Source organism: Mesorhizobium sp. M1365 (genome assembly GCF_040317865.1).
Taxonomy (GTDB): Bacteria; Pseudomonadota; Alphaproteobacteria; order Rhizobiales; family Rhizobiaceae; genus Mesorhizobium.
On sequence record NZ_JAMYLG010000037.1, the window covers coordinates 23699 to 45894 of the forward strand.

The 22196-nt window shown below is 60.2% G+C and carries 23 protein-coding genes; 6 read left to right on the forward strand and 17 right to left on the reverse strand.

The annotated features are described in order from the left end of the window. The first annotated feature begins 77 nt into the window (after positions 1-77). Together hisC and NKH04_RS26605 are read left to right on the forward strand one after the other, a co-directional pair. Positions 78-1217 (forward strand): histidinol-phosphate transaminase, encoded by a 1140-nt coding sequence (gene hisC, locus NKH04_RS26600; RefSeq protein WP_353045207.1) that lies wholly within the window; start codon positions 78-80, stop codon positions 1215-1217. Positions 1218-1308: 91 nt separating this feature from the next. Continuing rightward, positions 1309-2349 (forward strand): LLM class flavin-dependent oxidoreductase, encoded by a 1041-nt coding sequence (locus NKH04_RS26605; protein ID WP_353045208.1) that lies wholly within the window; start codon positions 1309-1311, stop codon positions 2347-2349. A gap of 246 nt (positions 2350-2595) precedes the next feature. On the opposite strand, the gene NKH04_RS26610 is transcribed toward NKH04_RS26605, so the two are convergent. The 17 genes from NKH04_RS26610 to NKH04_RS26690 all read right to left on the reverse strand — a co-directional run bounded on the left by NKH04_RS26610 (position 2596) and on the right by NKH04_RS26690 (position 19626). Further along, positions 2596-2847 (reverse strand): hypothetical protein, encoded by a 252-nt coding sequence (locus tag NKH04_RS26610; protein ID WP_353045209.1) that lies wholly within the window; start codon positions 2845-2847, stop codon positions 2596-2598. A 110-nt stretch (positions 2848-2957) separates the two neighbouring features. Next, the gene (locus NKH04_RS26615; protein ID WP_353045210.1) at positions 2958-4853 is read right to left on the reverse strand and encodes an ABC transporter ATP-binding protein; all 1896 of its coding nucleotides are present in this window, start codon (positions 4851-4853) and stop codon (positions 2958-2960) included. Then, positions 4853-6721: an ABC transporter ATP-binding protein gene (locus NKH04_RS26620; RefSeq protein ID WP_353045211.1), complete on the reverse strand. Its 1869-nt coding sequence runs from the start codon at positions 6719-6721 to the stop codon at positions 4853-4855. The genes NKH04_RS26615 and NKH04_RS26620 overlap by 1 nt, the downstream gene beginning before the upstream one ends. 73 nt (positions 6722-6794) lie before the next feature. Further along, positions 6795-7700, reverse strand: coding sequence for an SIR2 family NAD-dependent protein deacylase (locus NKH04_RS26625; RefSeq protein ID WP_352937927.1), 906 nt, complete (start codon positions 7698-7700; stop codon positions 6795-6797). A gap of 38 nt (positions 7701-7738) precedes the next feature. After that, positions 7739-7951, reverse strand: a complete 213-nt coding sequence (gene nifT / locus NKH04_RS26630; RefSeq protein ID WP_353045212.1) for a putative nitrogen fixation protein NifT — start codon at positions 7949-7951, stop codon at positions 7739-7741. Further along, entirely contained in the window at positions 7948-8268 is a 321-nt protein-coding gene (locus NKH04_RS26635) for a nitrogen fixation protein NifZ (protein WP_352450751.1), read from the reverse strand. The genes nifT and NKH04_RS26635 overlap by 4 nt, the downstream gene beginning before the upstream one ends. Positions 8269-8367: 99 nt before the next feature. Beyond that, positions 8368-8562, reverse strand: a complete 195-nt coding sequence (locus tag NKH04_RS26640; RefSeq protein ID WP_353045213.1) for a 4Fe-4S dicluster domain-containing protein — start codon at positions 8560-8562, stop codon at positions 8368-8370. A gap of 32 nt (positions 8563-8594) precedes the next feature. Further along, a complete protein-coding gene (nifB, locus tag NKH04_RS26645; protein ID WP_352937929.1) occupies positions 8595-10073 on the reverse strand; it encodes a nitrogenase cofactor biosynthesis protein NifB in 1479 nt (492 codons plus the stop codon). Positions 10074-10310: 237 nt separating this feature from the next. Then, positions 10311-12074, reverse strand: coding sequence for a nif-specific transcriptional activator NifA (nifA, locus tag NKH04_RS26650; RefSeq protein ID WP_353045214.1), 1764 nt, complete (start codon positions 12072-12074; stop codon positions 10311-10313). A 176-nt stretch (positions 12075-12250) separates the two neighbouring features. After that, a complete protein-coding gene (locus NKH04_RS26655) occupies positions 12251-12550 on the reverse strand; it encodes a ferredoxin family protein (protein ID WP_023678245.1) in 300 nt (99 codons plus the stop codon). Positions 12551-12561: 11 nt separating this feature from the next. Next, positions 12562-13869 carry an FAD-binding protein gene (locus NKH04_RS26660; RefSeq protein ID WP_353045224.1) on the reverse strand — a complete coding sequence of 436 codons (1308 nt, stop codon included), beginning with the start codon at positions 13867-13869 and terminating at the stop codon, positions 12562-12564. 8 nt (positions 13870-13877) lie between these two features. Beyond that, positions 13878-14987: an electron transfer flavoprotein subunit alpha/FixB family protein gene (locus NKH04_RS26665; RefSeq protein WP_352763178.1), complete on the reverse strand. Its 1110-nt coding sequence runs from the start codon at positions 14985-14987 to the stop codon at positions 13878-13880. Positions 14988-15005: 18 nt separating this feature from the next. Next, positions 15006-15857, reverse strand: a complete 852-nt coding sequence (locus tag NKH04_RS26670; protein WP_352975519.1) for an electron transfer flavoprotein subunit beta/FixA family protein — start codon at positions 15855-15857, stop codon at positions 15006-15008. Between the two features lie 188 nt (positions 15858-16045). Then, positions 16046-16426: a nitrogenase stabilizing/protective protein NifW gene (gene nifW, locus NKH04_RS26675; protein WP_352503026.1), complete on the reverse strand. Its 381-nt coding sequence runs from the start codon at positions 16424-16426 to the stop codon at positions 16046-16048. Further along, on the reverse strand, positions 16423-17631 hold the full coding sequence (gene nifV, locus NKH04_RS26680) for a homocitrate synthase (RefSeq protein ID WP_353045215.1): 1209 nt from the start codon (positions 17629-17631) through the stop codon (positions 16423-16425). Before nifV ends, nifW begins: the two co-directional genes overlap by 4 nt. Beyond that, positions 17628-18845 (reverse strand): cysteine desulfurase NifS, encoded by a 1218-nt coding sequence (gene nifS, locus NKH04_RS26685; RefSeq protein WP_353045216.1) that lies wholly within the window; start codon positions 18843-18845, stop codon positions 17628-17630. Before nifS ends, nifV begins: the two co-directional genes overlap by 4 nt. A gap of 460 nt (positions 18846-19305) precedes the next feature. Further along, a complete protein-coding gene (locus NKH04_RS26690) occupies positions 19306-19626 on the reverse strand; it encodes a HesB/IscA family protein (protein WP_031195445.1) in 321 nt (106 codons plus the stop codon). 424 nt (positions 19627-20050) lie between these two features. Here NKH04_RS26690 and NKH04_RS26695 point away from each other — a divergent pair, with 424 nt between their 5' ends. The 4 genes from NKH04_RS26695 (at position 20051) to NKH04_RS26710 (ending at position 22187) form a co-directional block, all read left to right on the forward strand. Further along, the gene (locus NKH04_RS26695; protein ID WP_352894494.1) at positions 20051-20305 is read left to right on the forward strand and encodes a hypothetical protein; all 255 of its coding nucleotides are present in this window, start codon (positions 20051-20053) and stop codon (positions 20303-20305) included. Positions 20306-20338: 33 nt separating this feature from the next. Beyond that, a complete protein-coding gene (locus NKH04_RS26700; protein ID WP_353045217.1) occupies positions 20339-21400 on the forward strand; it encodes a hemin-degrading factor in 1062 nt (353 codons plus the stop codon). A gap of 11 nt (positions 21401-21411) precedes the next feature. Continuing rightward, complete coding sequence (locus tag NKH04_RS26705; protein WP_023723072.1) at positions 21412-21762, forward strand: TroA family protein; 351 nt, start codon at positions 21412-21414, stop codon at positions 21760-21762. A 95-nt stretch (positions 21763-21857) separates the two neighbouring features. After that, positions 21858-22187, forward strand: a complete 330-nt coding sequence (locus NKH04_RS26710) for a TroA family protein (protein WP_353009117.1) — start codon at positions 21858-21860, stop codon at positions 22185-22187. The last annotated feature ends 9 nt before the right edge of the window (positions 22188-22196 follow it).

Sequence of the window (22196 nt, forward strand, 5' to 3'; positions counted from 1 at the left end):
ATCGTCAATCCGTCTGCCATGTTGCTCTCGTTGCGAGCTCATACGGATGCCCTGTGCGACTGAAACGGAGATAAAATATGTCCGATCCAAAACTGCAAGCTGTGCTTTCGTCTCTTCCGCAAGGGACGCGACAGTTAGATGCTCTGCCGTCCAACGGACCAGCGCCGGACAGAAGTTTTGTCAAGCTGAATACGAATGAGAACCCGTTTCCGTTGCCGCCAATCATAATGCAAAGTGCAGTGGCGGCCCTCCAGCGCCAGTATCTGTATCCGGACGACGATAACATCAGCTTGAGGGAAGCAGCGTCCAATACCTATGGCGTATCCACGGATCAGGTCATCGCAGGCAACGGGTCGTCTGAACTGCTCGGACTCATCTACAGAGCTTTCCTCGCCCCTGGCGACAAGGTGGCGATGATATCGCCAGGGTTTTCGTTCAACCGCAAACTTGCCATGTTGCATGGTGCTGAGTTTCTCGAGATCGGATGTCAAACTCATGCGCTGCCAATGGAGCAATTGCTTTCCGGTCCGGCAAAAGACGCCAAGTTCATTCTGGTGGCCAATCCAAACAATCCGACCGGAACATTCCTCTCGATAAGCAATATCGAACGCCTCGTGGCACAATCGGATCGCCTGGTCGTCCTTGATGAGGCCTACGTCGACTTTGCACCCGATCACGGGCTGCGCCTCATCAACCGTTATTCGAACCTTCTGATCTTGAGAACATTTTCGAAGAGCTATGCCGCCGCCGGCATTCGCGTCGGTTTCGGTTTTGGTCACCCTGAGATTATTGGCAGGCTGCGCAACATCCAGAACGTCTTCAACATGAACGTGATCGGGCATGCGGTTGGTATCAGCGTGCTTGCGCATCGCGGCGCCTACGCAGAGAACCACAAGCACATCAGACATGAACGACAGCGAGTGACAGCCGCACTGTCGCAACTTGGATTTTCCGTAACGCCCTCCCACGCTAATTTCTTGCTAGCCCGTGTGCCAGCGGGACAGGACGGCTCATGGTGGCAAGCAGCCTTGGAAAGGCAAAAGATACTCGTTGCCTACTTTCCGGACAATGGTTTGGAACATTGCATCCGCGTCAGCATCGGCACAAAAGAGCAATTGGATGCATTTGTTGCTGCCGCTCGCGATATAGTTGGAAGCTTAAACATACCAAGCACCGCGGGCAGGGGAGCGTCAGGCTCTGCTTGTTCGGTACGCTGACGCTAATCCGAGATCACACACTGCTATCTTTCGGCTTGCTTGGTCATCCCAGCAAGAGAACAGCCTGCTTTAAAATCGGGGACAATATCGAGTGACAAACGTCTTTCCTTCAAACCTAGCCTTCGGCATCTTCGATCATCTGGACGAGGACGGCCGCGATATCGCCCGGCAGTACGAAGATCGCCTGATATTAGCAGAGGCGTGCGATCAGCTAGGGTTCTATGCCTATCATCTCGCAGAGCACCACTGTACCCCCCATGGGAGAGGTCCATCGCCGAATCTGTTCTTATCGAGCGTCGCCCAGCGCACCCGGCGCCTGCGTCTCGGACCCTTGGTGATGCTGCTTGCCCTTTATCATCCGCTGCGTGCGTTCGAAGAGATCTGTATGCTGGACCAGTTGAGCGGTGGCAGGCTCGAACTGGGCATAGGGCGCGGTGCTCTCCCGATCGAATTGGGTTACTTCGGGATTGGTGCGGACGCGGTGCCGGGCCGCTATGCGGAAGCCAGCGAAATTCTTATTGAAATACTTGTTAATGCGATGAAGGTCGGCACGCTGTGCTATCAAGGCCATCATTTTGAGCTCAATGACGTTCCCTTGACGCTAAGACCTCATCAGCGTCCACATCCGCCGACATGGGTCGCTGCCAATCGACCCGAGTCCGCAGCCTGGGCCGCTGCGAATGGAGCAAATATCGCGTGTGTAGGACCTTCCTCTTCTGTTCGCAAAACTACTGATGCGTTCCGCGCCTATCGAGAGGACAACGCTGGCGCGGGCGATCAAGCGCCATTTATTGGATTGCTCCGCATGGTCGTGGTTGGGCGTTCTGAAACAGACGCGTATTCGATCGCGGCACCTGCTTACGATCGATGGCTCAAGAGCTTCCAATTCCTTTACGACCTTAATGCCATCCCGACTCCACCAAACCTGCCGCTGACCTTCGATGCGGCAATAGAGCGTGAATTGTGTGTGGTAGGATCAGCAGAATCTGTGCGAAAAGCTCTGTTAGATCAGTTGGAAGAGGCAGGTGCCAACTACCTGCTTTGTCAACTGGCATTTGGAAATCTGCCGCTAGATGCTTCCCTGTACACCGCGACGACCATTCAATCCGAAATCATGGCTCGACTTGGCTGACCATGAAATTCGCGGTCTGATCCGAAGGTAAATCGTTGTAACAGCGCTCCCTCACATTGCTCGAGCGTGCACGTGGTGGGGATTGGGAAATCGTGAGGGAGGCCAAACTGACGACGAGCCGGCGGCACAGATTACCAGATTTGTGCGTTGGCCGGCATCTGGGCACGGTGTGAGACTGCACGATCCTAAGGAGATGATGGCCGAGCGCGTCACGATGCCGGCACGCATCTGCTCGTCGCGCTCGCGCTAGTCGTTGCCCATAGCCCGCCGCAAGAGGTTCTTCTCGACCGGGGCGGCGCCGGTGGCGGCTCCCGCATCCAGCTTCATCAGCGGCTCGGCGGTAGCAAAGCCGTCACTCGCTACGGCGCTGTTGAGGGCGCGCTCGCGAGCGGCTTTGCTACCCCGAGCGACACCACCTGGAGCGAGTTCGCCGATGTCGCGGCGTGCACCGCGGTCGGATAACGACGCTGGAGGAAATCGTTCGCAGCCGGTCTTCACGATCCGCGCGAGTGCTTTGCATGAATGCTGCCTGCTTCCTCGTCTGCGGCGGCCTGAGTGTCCGCCGGCACGCCCGAGGTCAATGTCAGTACCACAAGGCCGCCAAGACGTCAGGTCTGGGAGCCGGCTTGTACGGTCGTATCGTGTTCTGGAATATCGTCAAAGGAGGCGTAGTTGAGATTGTAGAGTTTGGAATAGAGGCCCCCCGTGGCTATTAGCTGATCGTGGTTGCCAGCCGCAATAACTTGGCCATTCTGAAGCACGATGATGCGGTCGGAACCCCGGATCGTGGCAAGACGGTGGGCGATCACGAGGCCAGTACGGCCTTCAAGCAGCTTTATCAGAGCCTTCTGAATCTGCATTTCCGTGTAGCTGTCGATGTTGGCGGTAGCTTCGTCGAGCACGAGGATCTTGGCGTCGGCGACGAGGGCGCGGGCGAAACTGATAAGCTGGCGCTGGCCGAGAGATAAGTTGTCGCCGCGTTCGCCAAGTTGGGTCTCATACCCATCGGCGAGGCTCATGATGAAGTCGTGGGCGCCGACCGCCTTGGCCGCCTCGATCACCTTGTCTCGCGTGGCCTCTGTCTTGTGGTATCGAATGTTCTCGAAGACCGTCCCGGTGAACAGGAATGGCTCCTGCAGCACCATGGCGACCTGGCGGCCGAGCGATTCCTGAGTGAGATCGCGCACATCATATCCACCGACCAGCACTTGGCCCTGCTGAACATCATAGAAGCGGTGGACCAGGGCCATCGCACTCGATTTGCCAGAACCGCTCGGCCCGACCAGTGCGACCGTCTCGCCGGGATTGACCCGGAAGGAAACATTTTTCAGCACCGAACGGTTCGGATTGTAGCCGAAGGTGACGTCCCTGAACTCGACCGAGCCGTCCATTTCGGGCGAAAGCACCTCGGCATTGGGTTTGTCCTGAACATCGATCTTGACGTCGAGCACATCGGCCAGGCGCTTGCCTGAGGCCATGGCGCGCTGCATGACCGAATATTGCAGGGTGAGTGAGCGGATCGGGTCAAAGAAGCGCTGGATGTAAAATAGGTAGGCAACCAATACGCCCACATCTATGCGGCCATTCAGGACCATCGAGCCGCCGACCACAATAACGGCGGCCATGGCGAGGCCGGTGAGGCCATCGACGATAGGCACCATGACCAGTGCATATTTGGCAGCGATCAGGTGGGTCCTGAGGTTGGCATGGGCGTTGTCGTCAAAAAGGATGAAATTCACCTGCTGGCGGTCCATTGACTGGACGGTGCGCACGCCGTGAATGGCTTCGGCCAGCGCGCCGTTGACGACGGAATTAGTCTCGTGTGCGGCCATGAAGGCGTCGCGGGCACGCGGCAGCCAGACAATGCGGACGATCACCAGGACCGGCAGAACCGAGAGCGTCAGGAGGCCGAGGCGGAAGTCGAGCCACAGCATTAGGAAAACGATGCCGAAGAGAAGCGCAACATCGCCTACGGAATATACCGAGGTTTCGAGGAATTCCTGTATGGAGTTGACGTCGCCTTGCAGGCGCGACATGAGGCGTCCGACCTCGGTCTTGTCCATGAAGGAGAGCGAAACCTTCTGCAGATGGCCAAACATGGCGCGGCGGATGTCGAACAGGACAGTTTCGGCCACTTTCCCAACCACGGTTTCCTGCATGTAGCCGGCAGCGAAATTGACCAAAATCGCCAAAACGAACGCGCCGACGGCCGCGAGCTGGGCTGAGCGATCGGTCCTTGCCGGGTTCATGCCCTGGTCGAGCGCGTAGCGGATGATCAACGGGATGAGAAGCTGCGTCCCGGTGAAGATCAGCATTGCTGCAATCGTGATGACTACCCTGGCCCGATAGGGACGGACGAAAGCCCAGATGCGCCGGAGGATGCTCTTGTCGAAAGCCCGGCCGAACATCTCCTCCTCGATGCGGTGCGAGCCGACAACCGCGCGCGGAGGGCGTCTACCGTCGTCACGTTCGGCTTCGACTTCGCCGGCGCGGCCCTGCGCCATCAGCGGGCGCCCCCATACTGGGTCATATTGTCATCACCCGGGCGCGTCTGGAGATCGTAAAGGGCCCTGTAGCGTCCCCGCTTCGCCAAAAGCTCTTGATGCGTGCCGCGTTCTACGATTTCGCCGTTATCGACAAAAAGGATCTGATCGGCATGCACAAGCGCACTCAGCCGGTGCGCGATGATGATCGTCACCCGATCCTTGGCGAAGCGCCGCATCGCCGCGCGGATGCGCTGCTCGGTGCCGGCATCGATCGCGGCCGTTGAGTCGTCGAAAACGACGACGGAGGGGCGCAGCATCATGGTGCGAGCAATCGTGAGACGCTGGCGCTGGCCGCCAGAGAGAGAGACGCCGCGTTCGCCCACGACCGTCTCGTAGCCCGCTGGGAGCCCGAGGATGTAGTTGTGGAGCTGGGCGAATTCGCCAGCGCGTTCGATTCGCTGTCTCTTCGCCCAGGGATCGCCATAAGCGATGTTGTTCTCTATCGTAGTGGTGAATAGGAATGCATCCTGCTGTACGACGGCGACCGCCTTGCGAAGCGTCGCGAGGGTGACATTGCGTATGTCCTGGCCGTCCAGCGTGATGGCGCCACCGGTCACGTCATAAAAGCGGGGGACCAGATGAGCTATCGTCGATTTGCCCGAACCCGGCGGACCGACGATCGCGATCGTCTCGCCTCTACGGGCCTCAAAGCTGACGTTCTTCAGAATGGCGCGGTTTTCGGCGCTGGGGTACGCAAACGAGACATTGTGGAAGCGCAGAGTGCCGTCGCTTATCTCGAGCGGTCTGGCCTCGAGAGCATCCCTGATTGTGATCTCCTGGTCGAGGAGACCGAAAAGCCGCGAACCGCAGCTAGAAGCGCGGGCAAAGGCATTGACCATGAGGCCGATCTGGCGGACTGGCATTTGCAGGATTGTCATGAAGGTCAGGAAGGTCGCCACCGTTCCGACGCTTATCTCGCCAGCGACGAGCTTGCTGCCACCGATCCAGAGCACCAATCCCATTGCGAAAAAGAAGGACAAGGTCATCGCCGACGTGCTGGGCACGTAGATGTCAACTCGGTCGTGGGCGAGGTCGAGCGCGTTCTTGGAAGCGCCGTCGAACTTCAGCATCTCATAGGCTTGAGCCGCAAAAGCGCGGACCACGCGGATGCCTGCGAGATTTTCCTCCATCACGCGGCTTAGTACCGAAAGCCGCTCATGCAGGTCGAGCCAGGTGGCGCGCAGCCTAAGCTGTGTGGCCGATGAGCGCCAGGCGACAAAAGGCACGAAGCTCAGCGCGACCAGGCCGAGCATGGGATCGGTCGAGATCATCATGTAGGCGCCGATCCCGATCAGCATGGTGAGCAGGACCACGCGAACGAGCGCGGTGGAAAAATACATCCGCACGCCTTGGAGATCGAGCATTCCGATGGTGATCAGATCGCCTGAATGGACCCGGTCGTGAAAGGAAAAGCTGAGACGCTGGATCTTGTCGTAGTAGGCGAGCCGCAGTTCGTACGCGACATGATGCCCGACGGCTTCAGCAAAATAGTTCTGCGCCATCGTGAAAAGGCCGCGTAGTGCGCTGACGGCGAGCAGCAGGAGAGCCGGGGTCCAGAGCGCTTGTCCTGCTGCGGTTCCCGCGACACCGCCCCCGATGGCTGTCTGGGTCTGGTCGACAGCCCGGCCGAGAAGCTGGGGAATGAGCAACTGGAGGATTGCCGCCATGATCGTCGAGCCCATAGCGAAGGCGACCTGCCAGGGATGCCGCAAATTCATACGCGTGATGCGCAACAGCGTACTCAAATCCCGGCCCCAGCGCGCCGCTTCCACATCGGTCAACGAATTCAGAGCGTTCGTTGCGCTGCTGATAGCATCACTGCTCACGGGTGTATTCCCGACTGCATTTTGCGCCTTCGAGGCAAGCCGAAGGACCAATCATCAAAGGGGCCCGCCATTGTTAATCCTGTCCACCACCTGCAGCAGTGCCCGTTCCTATAAGCCGAGCCGCGGCTTCACTTACTGGCATGTCGATCACCGTGATTCCGCTTGCCGCAAGGAAACGCGCTTCGTTTCTGGTCAGCGTTTCCGCGTCCATTACCGCGCAATGTGGACCTCGGGAGCGCTTCATGATCTGCCTGGCGTAGGTGCGCAGCATCTGATCGTTGAAGCGGCAGCCAACGAAGAAAAATCCACGGGTGATGCGCCGTTCCTTCACCACGTCTGGGATCGGTGACTGGATATCGATTTCGGTCAGGACTTCGACATAGTCGGAATCTGCGACGAGAAAGTTTTGCGCCGGCCCAATACTCCCGTGAGGTGTATAGAGAACCGTCTTTGCCCCCGATCGGGGGTCGAGTTCCCTCCCGGACAAATCGTAGGTTTTCGTCCAAATGTCACCGATTTCGTTCGCCCGCGTGACGCCTTGTATCTCAACGACGTCCGTTCGGCCGGTCTCTACGAGAGCCGTGCGCATCGCGCCGTCGTACCAGCTGTCGACGATGAGGGAGAGCGGCAGCCTTGCGAGCCAGGCGTGGAGGAGGGTAGGCGCCACCGGCGCTGCGAATAAGTCGGTCATCCAAGCTTGAAGCGTCCGGCGATGCCGGCGCTGTTCGATGAACTGCGCAACCGACCACATATTGGTGCGGATCCTGGAAGGGGCTGGCGCCCGTGCATTGAGTGCCGCGGCAACGACCTCGGGCGTATGCGGCACAGGCGGTTCCGCACAGTTGAACCCAAGAAGACCCGGACCGAGATAGGGGATCACCTGATCGGCGGCGAGCGCTTCCTTCGCCAGGTCAAGCAGCTTTTCGGCAAAACTGTCCCGCACGATGACCAGGTGGCCCGATGTCAGGATGGTGTTCATGCTCGTTTCCTCGCGACGCACCTTATGAACGGGCAGCATCAGTCCTCTTCGGAAACCTTCCTTGCCTCGACGGTGATCGGCAGACGCGTATCCCGTGGAAGATCGGGTAGGAGGAGCCGCCACCCGTTCCTGAGCGTCACAGTTCCGCCCCACAACTCTTCCTTCTCGAGCTTGATGATCGGCTCTTCGAGGTCCTTCTTCGGGACATACGCCGACAAGCCAGCATCGGTCCTGCGGATGATGACTTTCATCTGGCCGTCCCTTCATTGGTATTGCTATCAGCACTGCAGGGCACCTCGGCTTTGTCGAGGCTCATCAGTTCACGCGCTCGCATGCCGACGACTGTGCCACGGTCGATCCATTCGACCGCATAGATGAAGAACTGCTGGAGAAAGGTGCCAATGTCGCGCACATATCCCTCGTCGCCCTTCCGCACGAGATTTTCGCCGATCTCCCTGCCAGGATAGGTGCCGTCATTCTTTATGTGGCGAGTGGCACGTACCCGCTCTCCCGGCATGAATCGTGGAGGCCTGCGGATTTCGACCTCCTCTTCGCGTCCGAGCGACATGTCCGTTCCCTGATTTCTCTTGAGGCTGCAGATTGTGAACAAAGGCGTTCCAGGTGTCCTGCGAAGGCATCCCCGACCATGTCGGCGGCCCAATGTCCGTCACGCAGGAACGCAGGTGTTCGGCACCGGGCATACCGAGGCACATTGCTGCGCATCGAAGACCCCCTCGCATTCGGTGCACTTTTGCGGCTCGATCACATAGCTCTCGCCTTTGAACTTGATCGCGCCGGAGGGACACTCGAATTCGCAGGCGCCGCATTGGGTACATTGGGATGCGATGATCTTGAAAGCCATTTTAACTCCTGGTCCGAATGGATGAGACGCGCTCAGGCCGTCGCCGCGAGTGCGGGGGTCCCAGACGCGGCCGCGTAAATCGCGCTGATTGCGGTCTCGAGATAGTCGTGGGCATATGCGTCGGTGGCTTGGATTCCAGCGTCGGCGAGCTGATCCTGCGGGCAGTTTCCGATCTTGGCGCACAGCACGATATCTATGCCTTCAAGCGCTGCGATGACGCCATCGAGGGCGGCTTCTCCGCCCCAGCCGCCGAGGCAATACTGCTCCACCTTCCGATGCCCGACAAAACTGATCCCTCTCGGCGAGGCTTGATAAACCTGGAATTCCTTCGCATGGCCGAAATGTTCATTGACGCGGCCGCCGCCCTTGGTCGCCACCGCGAAGAGAAGGGACTTGCCCGGGCTCGCTGCCTTGACCAATCCGATCGCTTCTCTCCTAGCCGCCACGTGATCACGGCGCTCCTCCGCGACCAGCTCCCGATAGGCCTTGCGATTGCTGGCATCGTAGGTGACCTCGCCGGGAATCCGGTCGACTGTGAATTCCTGGCCACGATCCTCTCCGAGCAGGCCGACGGCATCTGCCCGGCACTGCCGGCAGTGGCGCATCAACTGGGCGCCGCCTTCGACACGATCCTGAAGAGCCTTCATGTCCATTGCGTTTGGGCCGCGTTGCCCGCTCAGTCCGTAGTGCGTGCCGTGCGCCGGGTCCGAAATCAGCGGCATGAGGTTGTGCAGGAACGCGCCTCGCTCCTTGACCCATCTATTCACCTCGATCAGATGCTCATCGTTCACGCCGGGGATCATCACCGAATTGATTTTGGTGAGGATGCCGCGCGCGGTCAGCATCTCCAGACCCAACATCTGGCGCTCGTGCAGGATCCGGGCGGCTTCGATGCCGACGTAGCGGCGATGGTCGTAAAAGATCCAAGGATAGATCTTTGCACCGACCTCAGGGTCGACCATGTTGATGGTGATCGTCACGTGATCGACATTCATGTCGGCAAGCTCATCGACATGGTCCGGCAGCGCGAGCCCATTCGTGGAGATGCAAAACTTGATGTCTGGGATTTCCCTGGCGACTCGTTCGAACGTTGCCTTCGTCTTCTTCCAATCGTAACACGCATCGCCAGGTCCGGCGATGCCGACCACGGAAAGCTGCGGCACCTCGTTGGCGACCGCGATCACCTTGCGTAGCGCCTGGTCGGGCGTCAGCTTTTCGGAGACCACCCCAGGCCGGCTTTCGTTGGCGCAGTTATATTTGCGATTGCAGTAGTTGCACTGGATATTGCAGCCGGGCGCGACCGCGACGTGCATGCGCGCGAAATAGTGATGCGCCTCTTCTGAAAAGCAGGGGTGATCCTTGATCTTCTCCCAGATAGCCGGATCCGTGTCGTCCGGCTTTATCGACGAGCCGCAGGACGAAGACGCGCAGCCACCGGCTTGCACGGTGGCAAGCAACTCGTCATCGAATGTCGTGCTGAGGCTCTCAAGCGAAATTGCCGGTGCGGACATCGAACGGCTCCGTTGCTGGTGAATGTCGCAGTTCAAACCGCAAGAGCTATGCCAGCTCAAAGAGCGGTTTTGGTTCACGAATTGGCTTTCGTGTCGGATTCCGTGGGATTGCTCCGACACACCTTTGTCGGGCTTCCGACAGTGGACAAGCAAATCGGGTCGCGAAGGCTACCAGCCTTGGGCGCGCAGAGTGTGAGGGAGACTACTCCGGGCTTACGTTTGACGTCATCACGACGTCTAGAATTTCTTCACCTCGATACCATGCCGGCGCAGCGCGTAGCCGATTTGCCGCGGCGTGAGGCCGAGGATACGAGCCGCCCTGGCCTGAACCCAACCGGCCTTGTCCATCGCGTCGATCAGCCGGTCGCGTTCCGTCAGACGCGGGGGACAAGCGGGATCGTTCGGATCGCCCGCCGCAAGGGGAGATACCTTGCCTGCGGAGGCACCGATGCGACTGGCCGGCAGCCGCAATCCGACGGGCACTTCGTTGAACCGTGCGAGATCGTCGATGGCATTGCCGCCATTCGAGCGGTCGGCTCGCTTCCAGAGGAGCCAGGAAAGGCACTGGCTCTTCTTACAGGCGAAATCGGATGGCGTGATCGTCCTTGAACGCGCAAGTGTGGCCGTCCTTTGGACGCAGTTCTCCAGCTCGCGGATGTTACCAGGGAAGTAGCATTGCGAGATCAGGTCAAGCGCCGACGGCGCGAAGGCAAGTGCGCGATCGTTCTCCTTGTTGAATCGGTTGAGGAACGCGTTCGCAAGGCGTGGAATATCGCCGGGTCGCTCTCTGAGCGGAGGCAGGATAATTGGCACCACATTGATGCGGTAATAAAGGTCGGCCCTGAACTCCCCTTTTATGACGGCCGTCTCGAGGTCCTTGTTGGTGGCGCATATGAGGCGCACGTCGACCTGTAGCGTTTTGGTGCCGCCGACTCGCTCCAACTCGCCTTCCTGCAAGACACGCAACAGCTTGGCTTGAAAGGCCGGCGAAATCTCGCCGATTTCATCAAGTAGCAGCGTTCCCTCATTTGCCAATTCAAAACGACCGGCGCGCTGGGAGATAGCACCCGTGAAAGCGCCCTTTTCATGCCCAAACAGTTCTGACTCCAGAACGCTTTCAGACAGTGCGGCGCAGTTCAATTTGACGAAAGACTTCTTCCTCCGACGTGAGAGCTTATGGATGGCTTGCGCAAAGAATTCCTTGCCGGTGCCGCTTTCACCCCGCAGAAGCACGGTGGAATTGGTCCCTGCTACGACCGAGACGGTTTCGAGCACCTGCTTGAGTGCGGGGCTTTCCCCGATGATCCCGTCGATTTTGGCATCCGCATGCCGGGCAGGGTCGTAGGTCCTCCCCTCGTTGGGCGATTTCTCCGGTCTCCATTGTTCATGGACAGACCGCTGACGATCTGTACTCAGGGTGCGATGGATACGGATGGTCCGGCCGACAAGGTTGGCGACCATCGTCAGGAAGTATGTGTCCTCGTCGTCGCGAAAGTCGGTGACGCCGTCTCCGGCGCGGTCGATCGACAATGTCCCAAGGATCTTATGATCAGCCTTTAGCGGGATACCGATAAAGGCAATTGGGATGGTCCCGCTGCTCGAAGACGTTTGAAGGTCAGCCTGAAATAGTTGGGACTTGCGGACGTCCGGTATGAACAGCGGCGTCCCCGTAGCGACGATTTGATCTGTTATGGCCTGTGGTATGACGCGGCGAGTGCCTGATTGAGGTGCGTGGATGTTGCCGGCAGTTGCGGCAATCTCCGGCTCTCCTTCAGCGTCCAGGACGACGATTGCTCCGTGACGCATCTGCAGAAACGAAGGCAGGATGTTCACGACATTGGCGAGCGTAATCTCCAGCTCGGTGGGGGCGGTCAGCACCTTCGATATCTCGTAGAGTCCCCTGAGCGCGATATCTGCTTGGGGCATGCTTTTGATGGGCGGTTCAGGGCGGGTATCCCGAGGTGCTTCCTCGTCGACCCGATCTTGCGGTACGTGAGCCATGGAAACACCTCAGGGGTTGTCGTCCAGAGTGCTCCTCCTTTTGTATCTGAATTCTGAAAGCACAGTATTCACGAGCTTCTCTTCGTTGCGAGGCCATTCCAGCAAAGATAGACTTGGCCTTGGTCCCGACCTCAGGTGTACCAAGATTGACCCTGTTGATACGGTGCGTGCCTCGGTCATCCGAATTTGAAGAGGACTCCGAAGCCGCCGCGTGGATAGTTCCACTCGATCTCGCCACTGGTCTCACACAAAATCCGGCAGGTGCCGCACTCCATGCAGCCGTCGGCAGTGATCTCCACTTGACCTTTGTCGTTCAACTCATAACATTTCGCCGGGCAGACGTGGGTCAGCGCGAGCAAGTTCGCGCTTGGCCTCTCGTGCGGTCGCACTTTGATATGCGGACGGCCGGAATCCACCAAGTAGCGGTTCTGGTAAAGCTTGTCCTCGACACGTGACTTCGTCACTGCGATCGTCATTTCATCTCCCCTCAGCGCCACGCCAATGCAAGGCGGACCGCGTCGCTGACCAGCCCCCAGCGCGAGCGCGCCTTGATGAAGGCCGCCGTGGTCGCCTTTTCCTTCTCGATCTTCGGCATGCCGTCGACACGCATGAAGTTCTGCGCGGCTTGCGACATCAACCGCGGATAAGTCGTGAAGTAATTGCAGGAATTGGTGTGGAGCAAGGCCGGCATGTCTTTGTATTTCCTTAGGTCCTTGACCACGAAGGACTTGTCCAGTATGGCTTTGTAAAGGGCGAGATTCCGTTTGGTCATAGGACCGTTGCGGCTCCTGACCTCGATGATTGCCTCAGCCGCGATGCGGCCGGAGGTCATGGCGAGGTTCGAACCCTCGCGGTGAATGGCGTTGTTCAGTTGCGCGGCATCGCCGACCACGACCCAACCGTCGCCAAAGAGCTGCGGAATAGCCTTGTAGCCGCCTTCGGGAATGAGATGCGCGGAATATTCTTTCACTTCCGAGCCGGCGATCAGCGGCCGGATCGAAGGATGGGTTTTTAAGGCGTCGAGGAGGACGTAAGGGCTCTCGACCATCGCCGCGAAATCGGAGACGAGGCAGCCAATGCCCAGTGAGATCGACTCCTTGTTGGTGTAGAGGAAGCCGAGCCCGGCCATGCTGCGGGAGGTCGTGCCCACCGCCTCGATCACGCAGCCTTCATCGCCCTTGAGGCCGAACCGCTCCTCAATGACCTCTTCGGGCAGGAAATGCATTTCCTTGACGGCGAGCGCCACGGTTTGCGGCTTCGGCATCTCGCGCAGGCCGGCCCGCGTGCCAAGCAGCCCGGAAACACCTTCTGCGAGGACGACCACGTCCGCGTAGATGGCTCCGCCGGCCCGGTCTGTGCGGACGCCGATCACCCTGTCCTTGGCGTCACGGATGAGTTCCGTCACGGTCGTCTCGCACAGAACCGTCGCGCCGGCCTCGCGCACCTTACGCGAAAACCATTTATCGAACTGGGCACGAATGATCGTGTAGCGGTTGGGCTTCGCCTCATTGAAGTCGTCCGACCGATAGTGAATCCCGGTATGGGATGTGTCGTCCATCACCCAAAGCCGCTGTTCAACCAAATGCCGCTCGAGAGGCGCATCGTCCCGGAAATCCGGGATGATCTTCTCCAGCATGTTCGCGTACATGATGGCACCCTGGACATTCTTGGAGCCCGGATATTCACCCCGCTCCAACTGCAGCACCTTCAGGCCGTGGCTGGCCATGGTGTAAGCAGCTGCATTTCCGGACATGCCGGCCCCAATAACAATGGCGTCGAATTGTTCCTCAATCATGTCCATCCTTAGCTCGCAAGCTTATCGCGACTGTGGGGCGACAGCCGCCGGGTGAAGGCTTCCGTCAGTGCGGGCAGGAAGCGGATCGCGTCGGTGACGATCCCGAGGTGAGCGAAATCGAAAATCGGCGCGTTCGGGTCGGTGTTGATGGCCACGATGAGATCCGCCCCCTCGACGCCAACCCGGTGCTGGACGGCGCCGGAAATCCCGGCCGCTATGTAAAGCTTCGGCCGGATGGTCTTGCCAGTTTGGCCGATCTGCCGATCAGCCGACATCCAGCTCTTCTGGACCAACGGGCGCGAACAGCCATGCTCGGCACCAATTGCCCGCGCGAGATTCTTCACAAGTTGCAGGTTCTCCGCCGCGCCAAGACCGAGGCCTCCCGCAACCACGACGTCGGCGTAGGCAAGATTTGCCTTTGCCGACTGACTATCCGGCAGGAAGCCGAGGACTTTGGTAACGATCTCGTCCTCGGCTACCGAGAGCTTGTGCCGGATGACACGCCCGACCGGTTTATCCGCCCGCTGCGGCATGGGCATGACCCTCGGTCGCACTGTCGCCATCTGGGGTCGGAAATTGAGCGTATAGATCGTGCACAACAGGGAACCGCCGAAAGTCGGACGGGTGGCGGCGAGCGAACCGTCGGTATCCACATCGAGTTCGGTGCAGTCGGCCGTGAGCCCTGTCTGCAAGGTCGTCGCCACGGAGCCGGCAAGATCCCTGCCGAGTGTGGTGGCACCGAGAAGAAGGATCTCGGGTTTGTGGGTATCGACCAGATCCGTCATCGCCTTGGTGAATGGCTCGTTCCGATAGTCGGCGAGCAGCGGCGCCTCGACGATGTAGACAAGGTCGGCGCCATAAGCGAACGCTTCGGCAACGGCGTTCCCGATGGCCTCTCCCGGCGGTCCAAGCACGACGCCCGCAAGCTGGACCTGAAGCTTGTCTGCTAACTTGCGGCCTTCGCCGAGCAGTTCGAATGATACGGGATGGACCTGGCCGCGTTCGAGCTCGATGAAAACCCAAACGTGCCGGTAGTCCTTGAAATGCGCGGGCAGCTCCTTCTTTATGCCGGCACGGCCGGCGGCAGGGCGAGGGGTTTCTCGGTTCGCGGTCGACATCGTCTGCTCCTTGCCCTCTCACGCGCCGCCGTTGAAGGCGAGCTCATGTTCCAATGCCGGCTGGCGGGTGAAAATTGCCGTGATGAGTTCGTCAGCGACATCGCGCAAGGCCATCTCGGCGGTGTCGATTTTTGCCGCCTTTTCCGCCCGCGCAGGAGGGGCGAAAACGCGCTTGACGACCGTCGGTGAACCGCGCAGGCCGCATTTGGTGAGATCCTCAATGCCGGCGTCGGCGGCACTCCATTTCAAGACCTGGCTGCGCGCAGCGCACAGGGCGTCCTGGATCGAGCCCCGGCGGATCTCGTTTGTGCCTTCCAGCATGGTGATCAGGCAAGGGAGCCTGCTCTTCAGCATCTGTGTGCCGCCTTCGGAGCGGCGCTCAGCCTTGATCTCGCGCGCACCAAGGTCAATAGAGGCGATCTTCGCGACATAGGTCAACTGCAGGAGTCCGAGGCGCTTGGCGATGCCGGGCCCGACCTGGGCGGTGTCGCCATCGATCGTCTGCTTGCCGGTGAAGACGAGGTCTGGCGTGCCGAACGTCTCGCCAACCTTCGCGATTGCCTGGGAAAGGGCGAACGAGGTCGCCAGCGTGTCGGAGCCGGCAAAATAGCGGTCGGTCAAGAGCACCGCTCGGTCGGCGCCGTAACCGAGCGCCTTGCGCAGCGCGTCCTCTGCCATGGGCGGACCCATAGTGAGCACGGTGACTTCGCCACCATAGGCGTCGCGCAGTCTGAGGGCTTCTTCGAGGGCGAACAGGTCGTAAGGGTTGATGATGGTCGGAACACCCTGGCGCATGATCGTGTTCGTCACCGGATGGACCCTTATCTGTGCCGAGTCCGGCACCTGCTTGATGCAGATTACAATGTGCATTGGCGGTTTCTCCAGGCTCCTGTCCGGATGCGGGCTTGGCGGTTATCTCTTTGGTGCGCATCATTCGTGCCAACTGTTTTGCGCTGCCCCCAATTCCTAGAACTTCGCTTGGTTGCTTCTGAGGGCGCCGTGGTGATGACCGGATTTGTCGGCTTCTCGACATTGTCGCGTCGCAACCCGTGTCGCGGTCATTCCTGTCCGAACCGCTTCAGTACGGAGTCGAACGGGACAAAGGTGCGGCCCGGCGTGGCAGGTTTGTTCGGATCGTGGTCTTTGAGCACCTTGAAGACCCGATGGGTGAGCGGCGAGGAAACCGCGAAGTCCTCGTAAGCGCGTTCGAGCGTCGCGCGCACCCGCGCGGCAATCACCTGGTCGGGCAGACCGGAGAAATCTTCTTCGGCAAGGTATTGGCCCACGCGCTTCATGATATGGAGCCGCGAGACATTCAGCACCTTCGGATCATAGGAGACGCCAAGGACTGCGAAGAACTCCTCCGCGGCCGACAGGCGCTTCAGTCGTGCGAGGATGTCGGTGACATCGATGGGGCGGCTGTCAGCGGAACAATTCATTGCATTCTCCCTGGTCGGAAAACTGTGGTGTCGGTGCGCTCGCGCACGGCTGACCTGGACCCGCACAGCTCCGCGAGGGATGCCTCGCTGCACATTCCATCGTAGAGCTCGACCAGTTGAGTTGCAGTGACGGTCGATTTGGTCTCGGCCGCCTCGCGCCGGACGGGGGCCACCATCGCGGCTGCTAGATCCGGGTCGAGATCGCGGCCGCTTTCGCTCAGCACATGGGCAATCGCAGTGGCGCCGGAATGCTTGCCGATGACCATACGCCGGCAGCGGCCCACGAGAGCCGGATCGAGCCCCTGATAAGTACGCGAGTCCTTCAGCAGCCCTGCGACGTGAATGCCGGATTCGTGGGTGAAAACATCGGCGCCGACGACCGGCTTAGTGGCCGCGGTCTGCCGGCGGGCGGCCCAAGCCACCTGGGCAGCGAGGTCGGGCAATGCGGTCAGCTCAATGCCGGTATCCGCGCGGTCGAGGACCGCCATCGCGGCGGCCACCTCTTCCAGCGCGGCATTGCCCGCACGCTCGCCGAGCCCCAGGACGGTGACGGAGCCATGGCGCGCGCCTGCGCGGATCGCGGCCAGCGTGTTGGCGGCAGCAAGTCCGAGATCGTTGTGGGCATGAAATTCAAGGTCGATTGGAGACTGCGCCACGAGCTGGGCGACAAGTTCGAAGGTCGAAAACGCATCGAGAACGCCGACTGTGTCGGCTAGCCTGACGCGGCTTGCGCCGGCGCGTGCAGCCGTCTCGATGACGCGGGCGAGATGATCCCGATTGGCCCGCGAGGCATCCTCGCAGCCCACCGCGACGAAGAAGCCGGCGGCGGCTGCGCGCCTGACCATATGTTCGATGACCTGGAGCGCTCCCGCCTTATCGAGGCCGAGCTCGGCGGCAAGTTGGATGTCCGACGCAGGCAGCGATAGACTGACGGCGTGGACGCCGCTCTCGATCGCTGCATCGAGATCCAGCGACGTCATCCGGCACCAGGCCATGAGCCGAACCGGGAGACACCGCGCGACCACGGCGCGAATTGTTTCGATCTCGTCGGCGCCCATGACCGGCGTGCCGATCTCGATCTCTGTGACGCCGGCCGCCGCAAGAGACTCGGCGATCTCCAGCTTTTCCGTCGTCGTAAAGGTGATGCCTGGTGCCTGCTCGCCATCGCGCAAGGTCGTATCGTTGAGAAAGACCTGACGGCTCATGAGCGACTACCGGTTCTTCCGGCGCGGGAGCATAGACCGAATTGAAGGTCTTCGGCACTTCGCTTGCCCGGCCCGGAATTGCGAACGCCACGCAGCCTCTCCACGATTGCGGGCATGACCTCGAGCACCCGGTCGACGTCCGCTTCGCCGTTGTCGCGCGCGAAGGAAAAGCGGACTGCCCCATGTGGCATGTTCATCGCCCTCAAGACATGGCTCGACTCCAGGGAGCCGGAGCTGCAGGCGGAGCCGGCCGAACAGGCGATACCCACGCGGCTGAGGAGAATTTGGATTGCATCCCCTTGGATAGATTCGAAGGCGATGTTTGCGGTGTTAGGCAACCTCTCCAGCGTGTCGCCAGTGACAAAGGTGTTCGGGATGCGCTGGAGAACCCCGTTCTCAAGGCGATCGCGGAGCGACTTTACCCGTGTGCTCTCGTCGTCCATGAATTTCGAGGCGAGTTCGGCCGCCATGCCGAGCCCGACTATGCCGGGCGTATTTTCGGTGCCCGCACGCCGATCGTACTCTTGGTGCCCTCCCTTGATCAGCGCGTAGAAGTTGACGCCACGTTTTACGAAAAGCGCGCCGATCCCTTTCGGCCCGTGCAGCTTGTGGCCGGAGAGCGACAGCATGTCGATTGCGGTCGACTTCAGGTCCATCGGAAGCTTGCCGACCGCCTGCACAGCATCGGTATGGAAAAGGGCGCCCACTTCCTTGGCCAACTCGGCAAGCCTGGCCACGGGGAAGATCACACCAGTCTCGTTGTTCGCCCACATTATCGAGACGATTGCCACCTGTGGGGTGAGGGCAGCCATATAGGCGTCGAGGTCGAGCCGGCCACGGCAATCCACTGAGATCCTGTGCACTTTGACGCGGCGGGTGTTCTCAAGATGCGCGCAGAGCGTCAGCACGGCGGGATGCTCGACCGCGGACGTCACGATCTCGGTTCGGTTAGGGGCCGCCTCGAGCGCCGAAAGAAGCGCGGCATTGTCGCTTTCTGTCCCACCCGAGGTGAAGGTGATCTCATCGTCGAACTCCGCGCCGATCAGCGCTTGCAACTGCCTCCGCGCCTTTCTCACCGCCGCACTGACTGAGCCGCCAAAAGCGTGCGCCGACGAAGGGTTGCCGAATTGATCCGTAAAGAACGGCAACATCGCTTGCACGACCTCAGGATCGACCCGTGTGGTTGCGTTGTTGTCGAGATAGACAGGCTTCATAGGTGCGATCCTCAGTTGATCAGAATGACGCGAGCGCGAGACCGCCTCATTGAGCCTCTGGCGCATGCGGTTGATGATGATGGTCCCGAACCGGCAGCCGGCGCAGACGCCCGACAGTTTGAAGTAGACGGATCGGCGTCGACATGGACAAGTTCGCAGTCGCCGCCGTCAGCCCGCAGGTAAGGACGCCCGAACGCGACAACGTTATTGATAAGCCGAATTTGGCGCAGCGGCGCGATTTGACGGCCAGCAGCTCGGGTGCCACCAGGAACCGAACTGTTTCGGGAGGCGACGTTCTTTGCATCCTACCGGAAGCGATTGCCTGTCCCAAGATCGGCTTCGACCTTGCCTTGTTCTTGAGGACGGGGACATCTGTTGTGCTGGCCATATAAGCCTCCTCTGCCGCAATGAGTCCATCGGCGGCAATCGCTTCATGGACCCGCGCAGGCGCTTCGGGCGATCAACTAAAGGACTTGCCGCAGCCGCACTTCTCGCGCGCGTTGGGGTTGTCGAAGACAAAGCCGGAAGATTCGAGCCCGGTGACGAAGTCGACGGTCATACCGGCGACATGGGGTTGGGAGCCCGCGTCCACGAACAGCTTGATCCCATCTGTCTCAGTGATCGCGTCGCCCTCGCGCGACACGCTCTCCAGGCCCATTAAGTATTTGAAGCCGGCGCAGCCGCCGGCCTGGACCATGATGCGAAAGCCTTCCGCCGGCTCGCTGGCGCGGGAAAGCGCAGTCTTGACGGCGGCAACAGCGTTGTCGGTGAGCGTAATCATGGCTCCATTCTCCTGCTTGCGCATCACGTTGCATGCACCGTGCCAAAGCAAAAAACCGTTTCAACACAGCGCGACATCTCTGACACTGCTGTGGTTCTGGTGAGCCGGCTGGGAAGGTGTCGGCCAACCGACACGTACTGTCGGGTTTGTCGAGTCCGCCACACGGGGTGTTAGGGCTGAGTTCTTGGCTGAACTCACATTAAACCAATGACCATCGTACAAAAGACTTCTTCTGAGCTTGCTTCGGCGCAATTGGCACGGCTTTTGACAGTCATTTGGCGAGGCGGAAAGAGACTGCCGATCCACAATCATGTCGTGGGTGCCCTCGCGATCGATGGGGCGAAGGAAGGGAGCAACATGTCAGGTCTGGGTCAGATACGCTTTCTTTGGCAAAGCAGCGCCGCCGTGGCATCCGAATGCCTGATTGGCCGATTGGCGTCGACATCCACAATCGCTCACCACCGCCCAGTGGCCGCCGACCGGCTTGATGGGATCCGATCGGCATGTGCCTGTTCGTGTCACTCGGGTCTCGCCGCTCAGACAGCACGCCCGGTTTCGGGCGAGTGCCGTCGACGTGCGCTCGCTCTCCAGCGACACTCTGTTCTTGGGCGAGCACCAGATCGGGATCGAGGATTACGGCGCGCCCTATCGGCTGAAGATCCCCCGGCAGGGCAGCTGATCCTCAACACGTAGGTGGAAGCAGGGGTAAGACATGGACCAGCGCGAGAAACCGTCGCCGGACGAAATCCGGCGGGCGTGGGAAGACAATCCGAAGATACGCGAGCACGATCTCGCCGCCCGACTGGGCGTTTCGGAAGCGGAACTGGTCGCGGCGCATTGCGGTCACGGATCGGTGCGCATCGAGCCGCGCGTCAGTGATCTGCTGACCGGCCTCGAAGCGGTCGGCGAGGTGATGGCGCTGACCCGCAATGATAGTGCCGTGCACGAAAAGATCGGCGTCTACGACAAAGTGGTCACCGGCAACCAGCATGCCATGGTGCTCGGCGACGACATCGACCTGCGCATCTTCCCGAAAGTGTGGGCGTATGGCTTCGCCGTCGAGAAGCGCGATGGCGACCACATCCGCCGCAGCCTGCAATTCTTTGATGCCACCGGCGAGGCGGTGCACAAGGTGCATCTCAGGCCCGCCTCAAACCTCTACGCCTATCAGAAGCTGGTGGCAGAGCTCGAATCCTCGGACCAGGAGCCGATCATATCGGTCAAGGCGAGCGGTGCGGGCGATAACGCAGTGAGTCCGGACCAAGCCGCCACGGTCGAGGACCTACGCGAGCACTGGAGTCGGCTGAGCGACGTGCATCAGTTCTACGATATGTTGAAAACACTCAAGCTCAGCCGCTGCCAGGCGATGCGTATGGCCGGCGAGGACTACGCCTGGCTGCTCGACAATGATGCCGTTGGCACCCTGTTCCAACACGCGGCCGAAGACGAGATGCCGATCATGTGCTTTGTCGGCAATCGTGGCTGCGTCCAGATCCATTCCGGCCCGATCAAGTCGGTCAAGCAGATCGGGCCGCGGATCAATGTGCTCGACGAAACCTTCCACCTGCATCTTAGGACCCATCACATCCGCGAGGTCTGGGCCGTGCGCAAGCCGACGAGGGACGGTCACGTCACGTCTCTCGAAGCCTATGGCGCCGACGGCAAGATGATCATCCAGTTCTTCGGCACGCGCAAGGAAGGCGAACGCGAGCGTGGCGACTGGCGGTTCCTTGCCGAGAACCTGCCACGCATTCCCGGTCCGACCGCTGCATGAGGTAAGATCCAATGCACGTTGTTTTCCGTTTTCGCTCGGCGCTTGCGCCGGTGCTCTTCGTTCTGCTGGCCGTCGCTTTGCCTGCCGAGGCCTATGAGGGCGTAGCTGTCCTTTACGATCTGTCACGTACGATCTGTCACGGATCGCTCGATAGGCGGCTCGATCACCGAGAATCGTCTACGCGCTTAGAGGAAAGTCATCTCGTCGCTCGCAAGTCGACGAGCTACTACCCGAAAGCCGCGCTGAAGGTGCCCGATGTCGGCTACATGCGTCAGCTGTCGGCGCAGGGTGTTCTGTCGGTCAGTCCGTCCAACATTCGGGCCTTGCATGGCAAGGCGCGAAGGAAGCGGTCGATGTGTTGACGAAATCGAACGGGCCCTTCATCGAGCTGCCCGGGCACCACCGCCATAAAGGGGTCCTTGAATGATGCGCGTCGTCTGCCAGGCGCTCGGCGTCGATGCCAAAGGCCGAAAAGTTGGCGCTCGAGATGGATGCAAAGCTGAAGGCAGCCGAAAAGCAGACCGCAGCAATCAAGGAACGCAAGCGCATCCTGTTCCTGCTGTCGGCGCAAGACGGCAAGATCTTTGCCGCGAGCAGCGACACAGCAGGCGACGGCATCATCAAGCTGTCAATGCGGTCGAGTGTTTCTCCGGCTACAGCAGATGTCCGAGGAGGCGATCGTCACTGCCAGGCCGGACATGATCCTGCCGATGAAGAATGCCGGGCCGCCGATATCGGAGGACGAGCTGTTCGCGAACCCCTCCATCGCCTCGACTCACTGGCATAGGCCGCACGC

What these genes read in the sequence shown, in the direction of transcription:
- NKH04_RS26710 (WP_353009117.1), top strand. Translation starts at nt 21,858, where the DNA reads ATGCCAAAGGCCGAAAAGTTGGCGCTCGAGATGGATGCAAAGCTGAAG.
- nifV (WP_353045215.1), bottom strand. Translation starts at nt 17,631, where the DNA reads ATGAGCCGTCAGGTCTTTCTCAACGATACGACCTTGCGCGATGGCGAG.
- nifT (WP_353045212.1), bottom strand. Translation starts at nt 7,951, where the DNA reads ATGAAAGTCATCATCCGCAGGACCGATGCTGGCTTGTCGGCGTATGTC.
- NKH04_RS26615 (WP_353045210.1), bottom strand. Translation starts at nt 4,853, where the DNA reads ATGGCGCAGGGCCGCGCCGGCGAAGTCGAAGCCGAACGTGACGACGGT.
- NKH04_RS26625 (WP_352937927.1), bottom strand. Translation starts at nt 7,700, where the DNA reads ATGAACACCATCCTGACATCGGGCCACCTGGTCATCGTGCGGGACAGT.
- NKH04_RS26655 (WP_023678245.1), bottom strand. Translation starts at nt 12,550, where the DNA reads ATGACGATCGCAGTGACGAAGTCACGTGTCGAGGACAAGCTTTACCAG.
- NKH04_RS26690 (WP_031195445.1), bottom strand. Translation starts at nt 19,626, where the DNA reads ATGATTACGCTCACCGACAACGCTGTTGCCGCCGTCAAGACTGCGCTT.
- nifB (WP_352937929.1), bottom strand. Translation starts at nt 10,073, where the DNA reads ATGTCCGCACCGGCAATTTCGCTTGAGAGCCTCAGCACGACATTCGAT.
- NKH04_RS26670 (WP_352975519.1), bottom strand. Translation starts at nt 15,857, where the DNA reads ATGCACATTGTAATCTGCATCAAGCAGGTGCCGGACTCGGCACAGATA.
- NKH04_RS26640 (WP_353045213.1), bottom strand. Translation starts at nt 8,562, where the DNA reads ATGGCTTTCAAGATCATCGCATCCCAATGTACCCAATGCGGCGCCTGC.
- nifS (WP_353045216.1), bottom strand. Translation starts at nt 18,845, where the DNA reads ATGAAGCCTGTCTATCTCGACAACAACGCAACCACACGGGTCGATCCT.
- nifW (WP_352503026.1), bottom strand. Translation starts at nt 16,426, where the DNA reads ATGAATTGTTCCGCTGACAGCCGCCCCATCGATGTCACCGACATCCTC.
- hisC (WP_353045207.1), top strand. Translation starts at nt 78, where the DNA reads ATGTCCGATCCAAAACTGCAAGCTGTGCTTTCGTCTCTTCCGCAAGGG.
- NKH04_RS26635 (WP_352450751.1), bottom strand. Translation starts at nt 8,268, where the DNA reads ATGTCGCTCGGACGCGAAGAGGAGGTCGAAATCCGCAGGCCTCCACGA.
- NKH04_RS26705 (WP_023723072.1), top strand. Translation starts at nt 21,412, where the DNA reads ATGCACGTTGTTTTCCGTTTTCGCTCGGCGCTTGCGCCGGTGCTCTTC.
- NKH04_RS26700 (WP_353045217.1), top strand. Translation starts at nt 20,339, where the DNA reads ATGGACCAGCGCGAGAAACCGTCGCCGGACGAAATCCGGCGGGCGTGG.
- nifA (WP_353045214.1), bottom strand. Translation starts at nt 12,074, where the DNA reads ATGGCTCACGTACCGCAAGATCGGGTCGACGAGGAAGCACCTCGGGAT.
- NKH04_RS26665 (WP_352763178.1), bottom strand. Translation starts at nt 14,987, where the DNA reads ATGTCGACCGCGAACCGAGAAACCCCTCGCCCTGCCGCCGGCCGTGCC.
- NKH04_RS26660 (WP_353045224.1), bottom strand. Translation starts at nt 13,869, where the DNA reads ATGATTGAGGAACAATTCGACGCCATTGTTATTGGGGCCGGCATGTCC.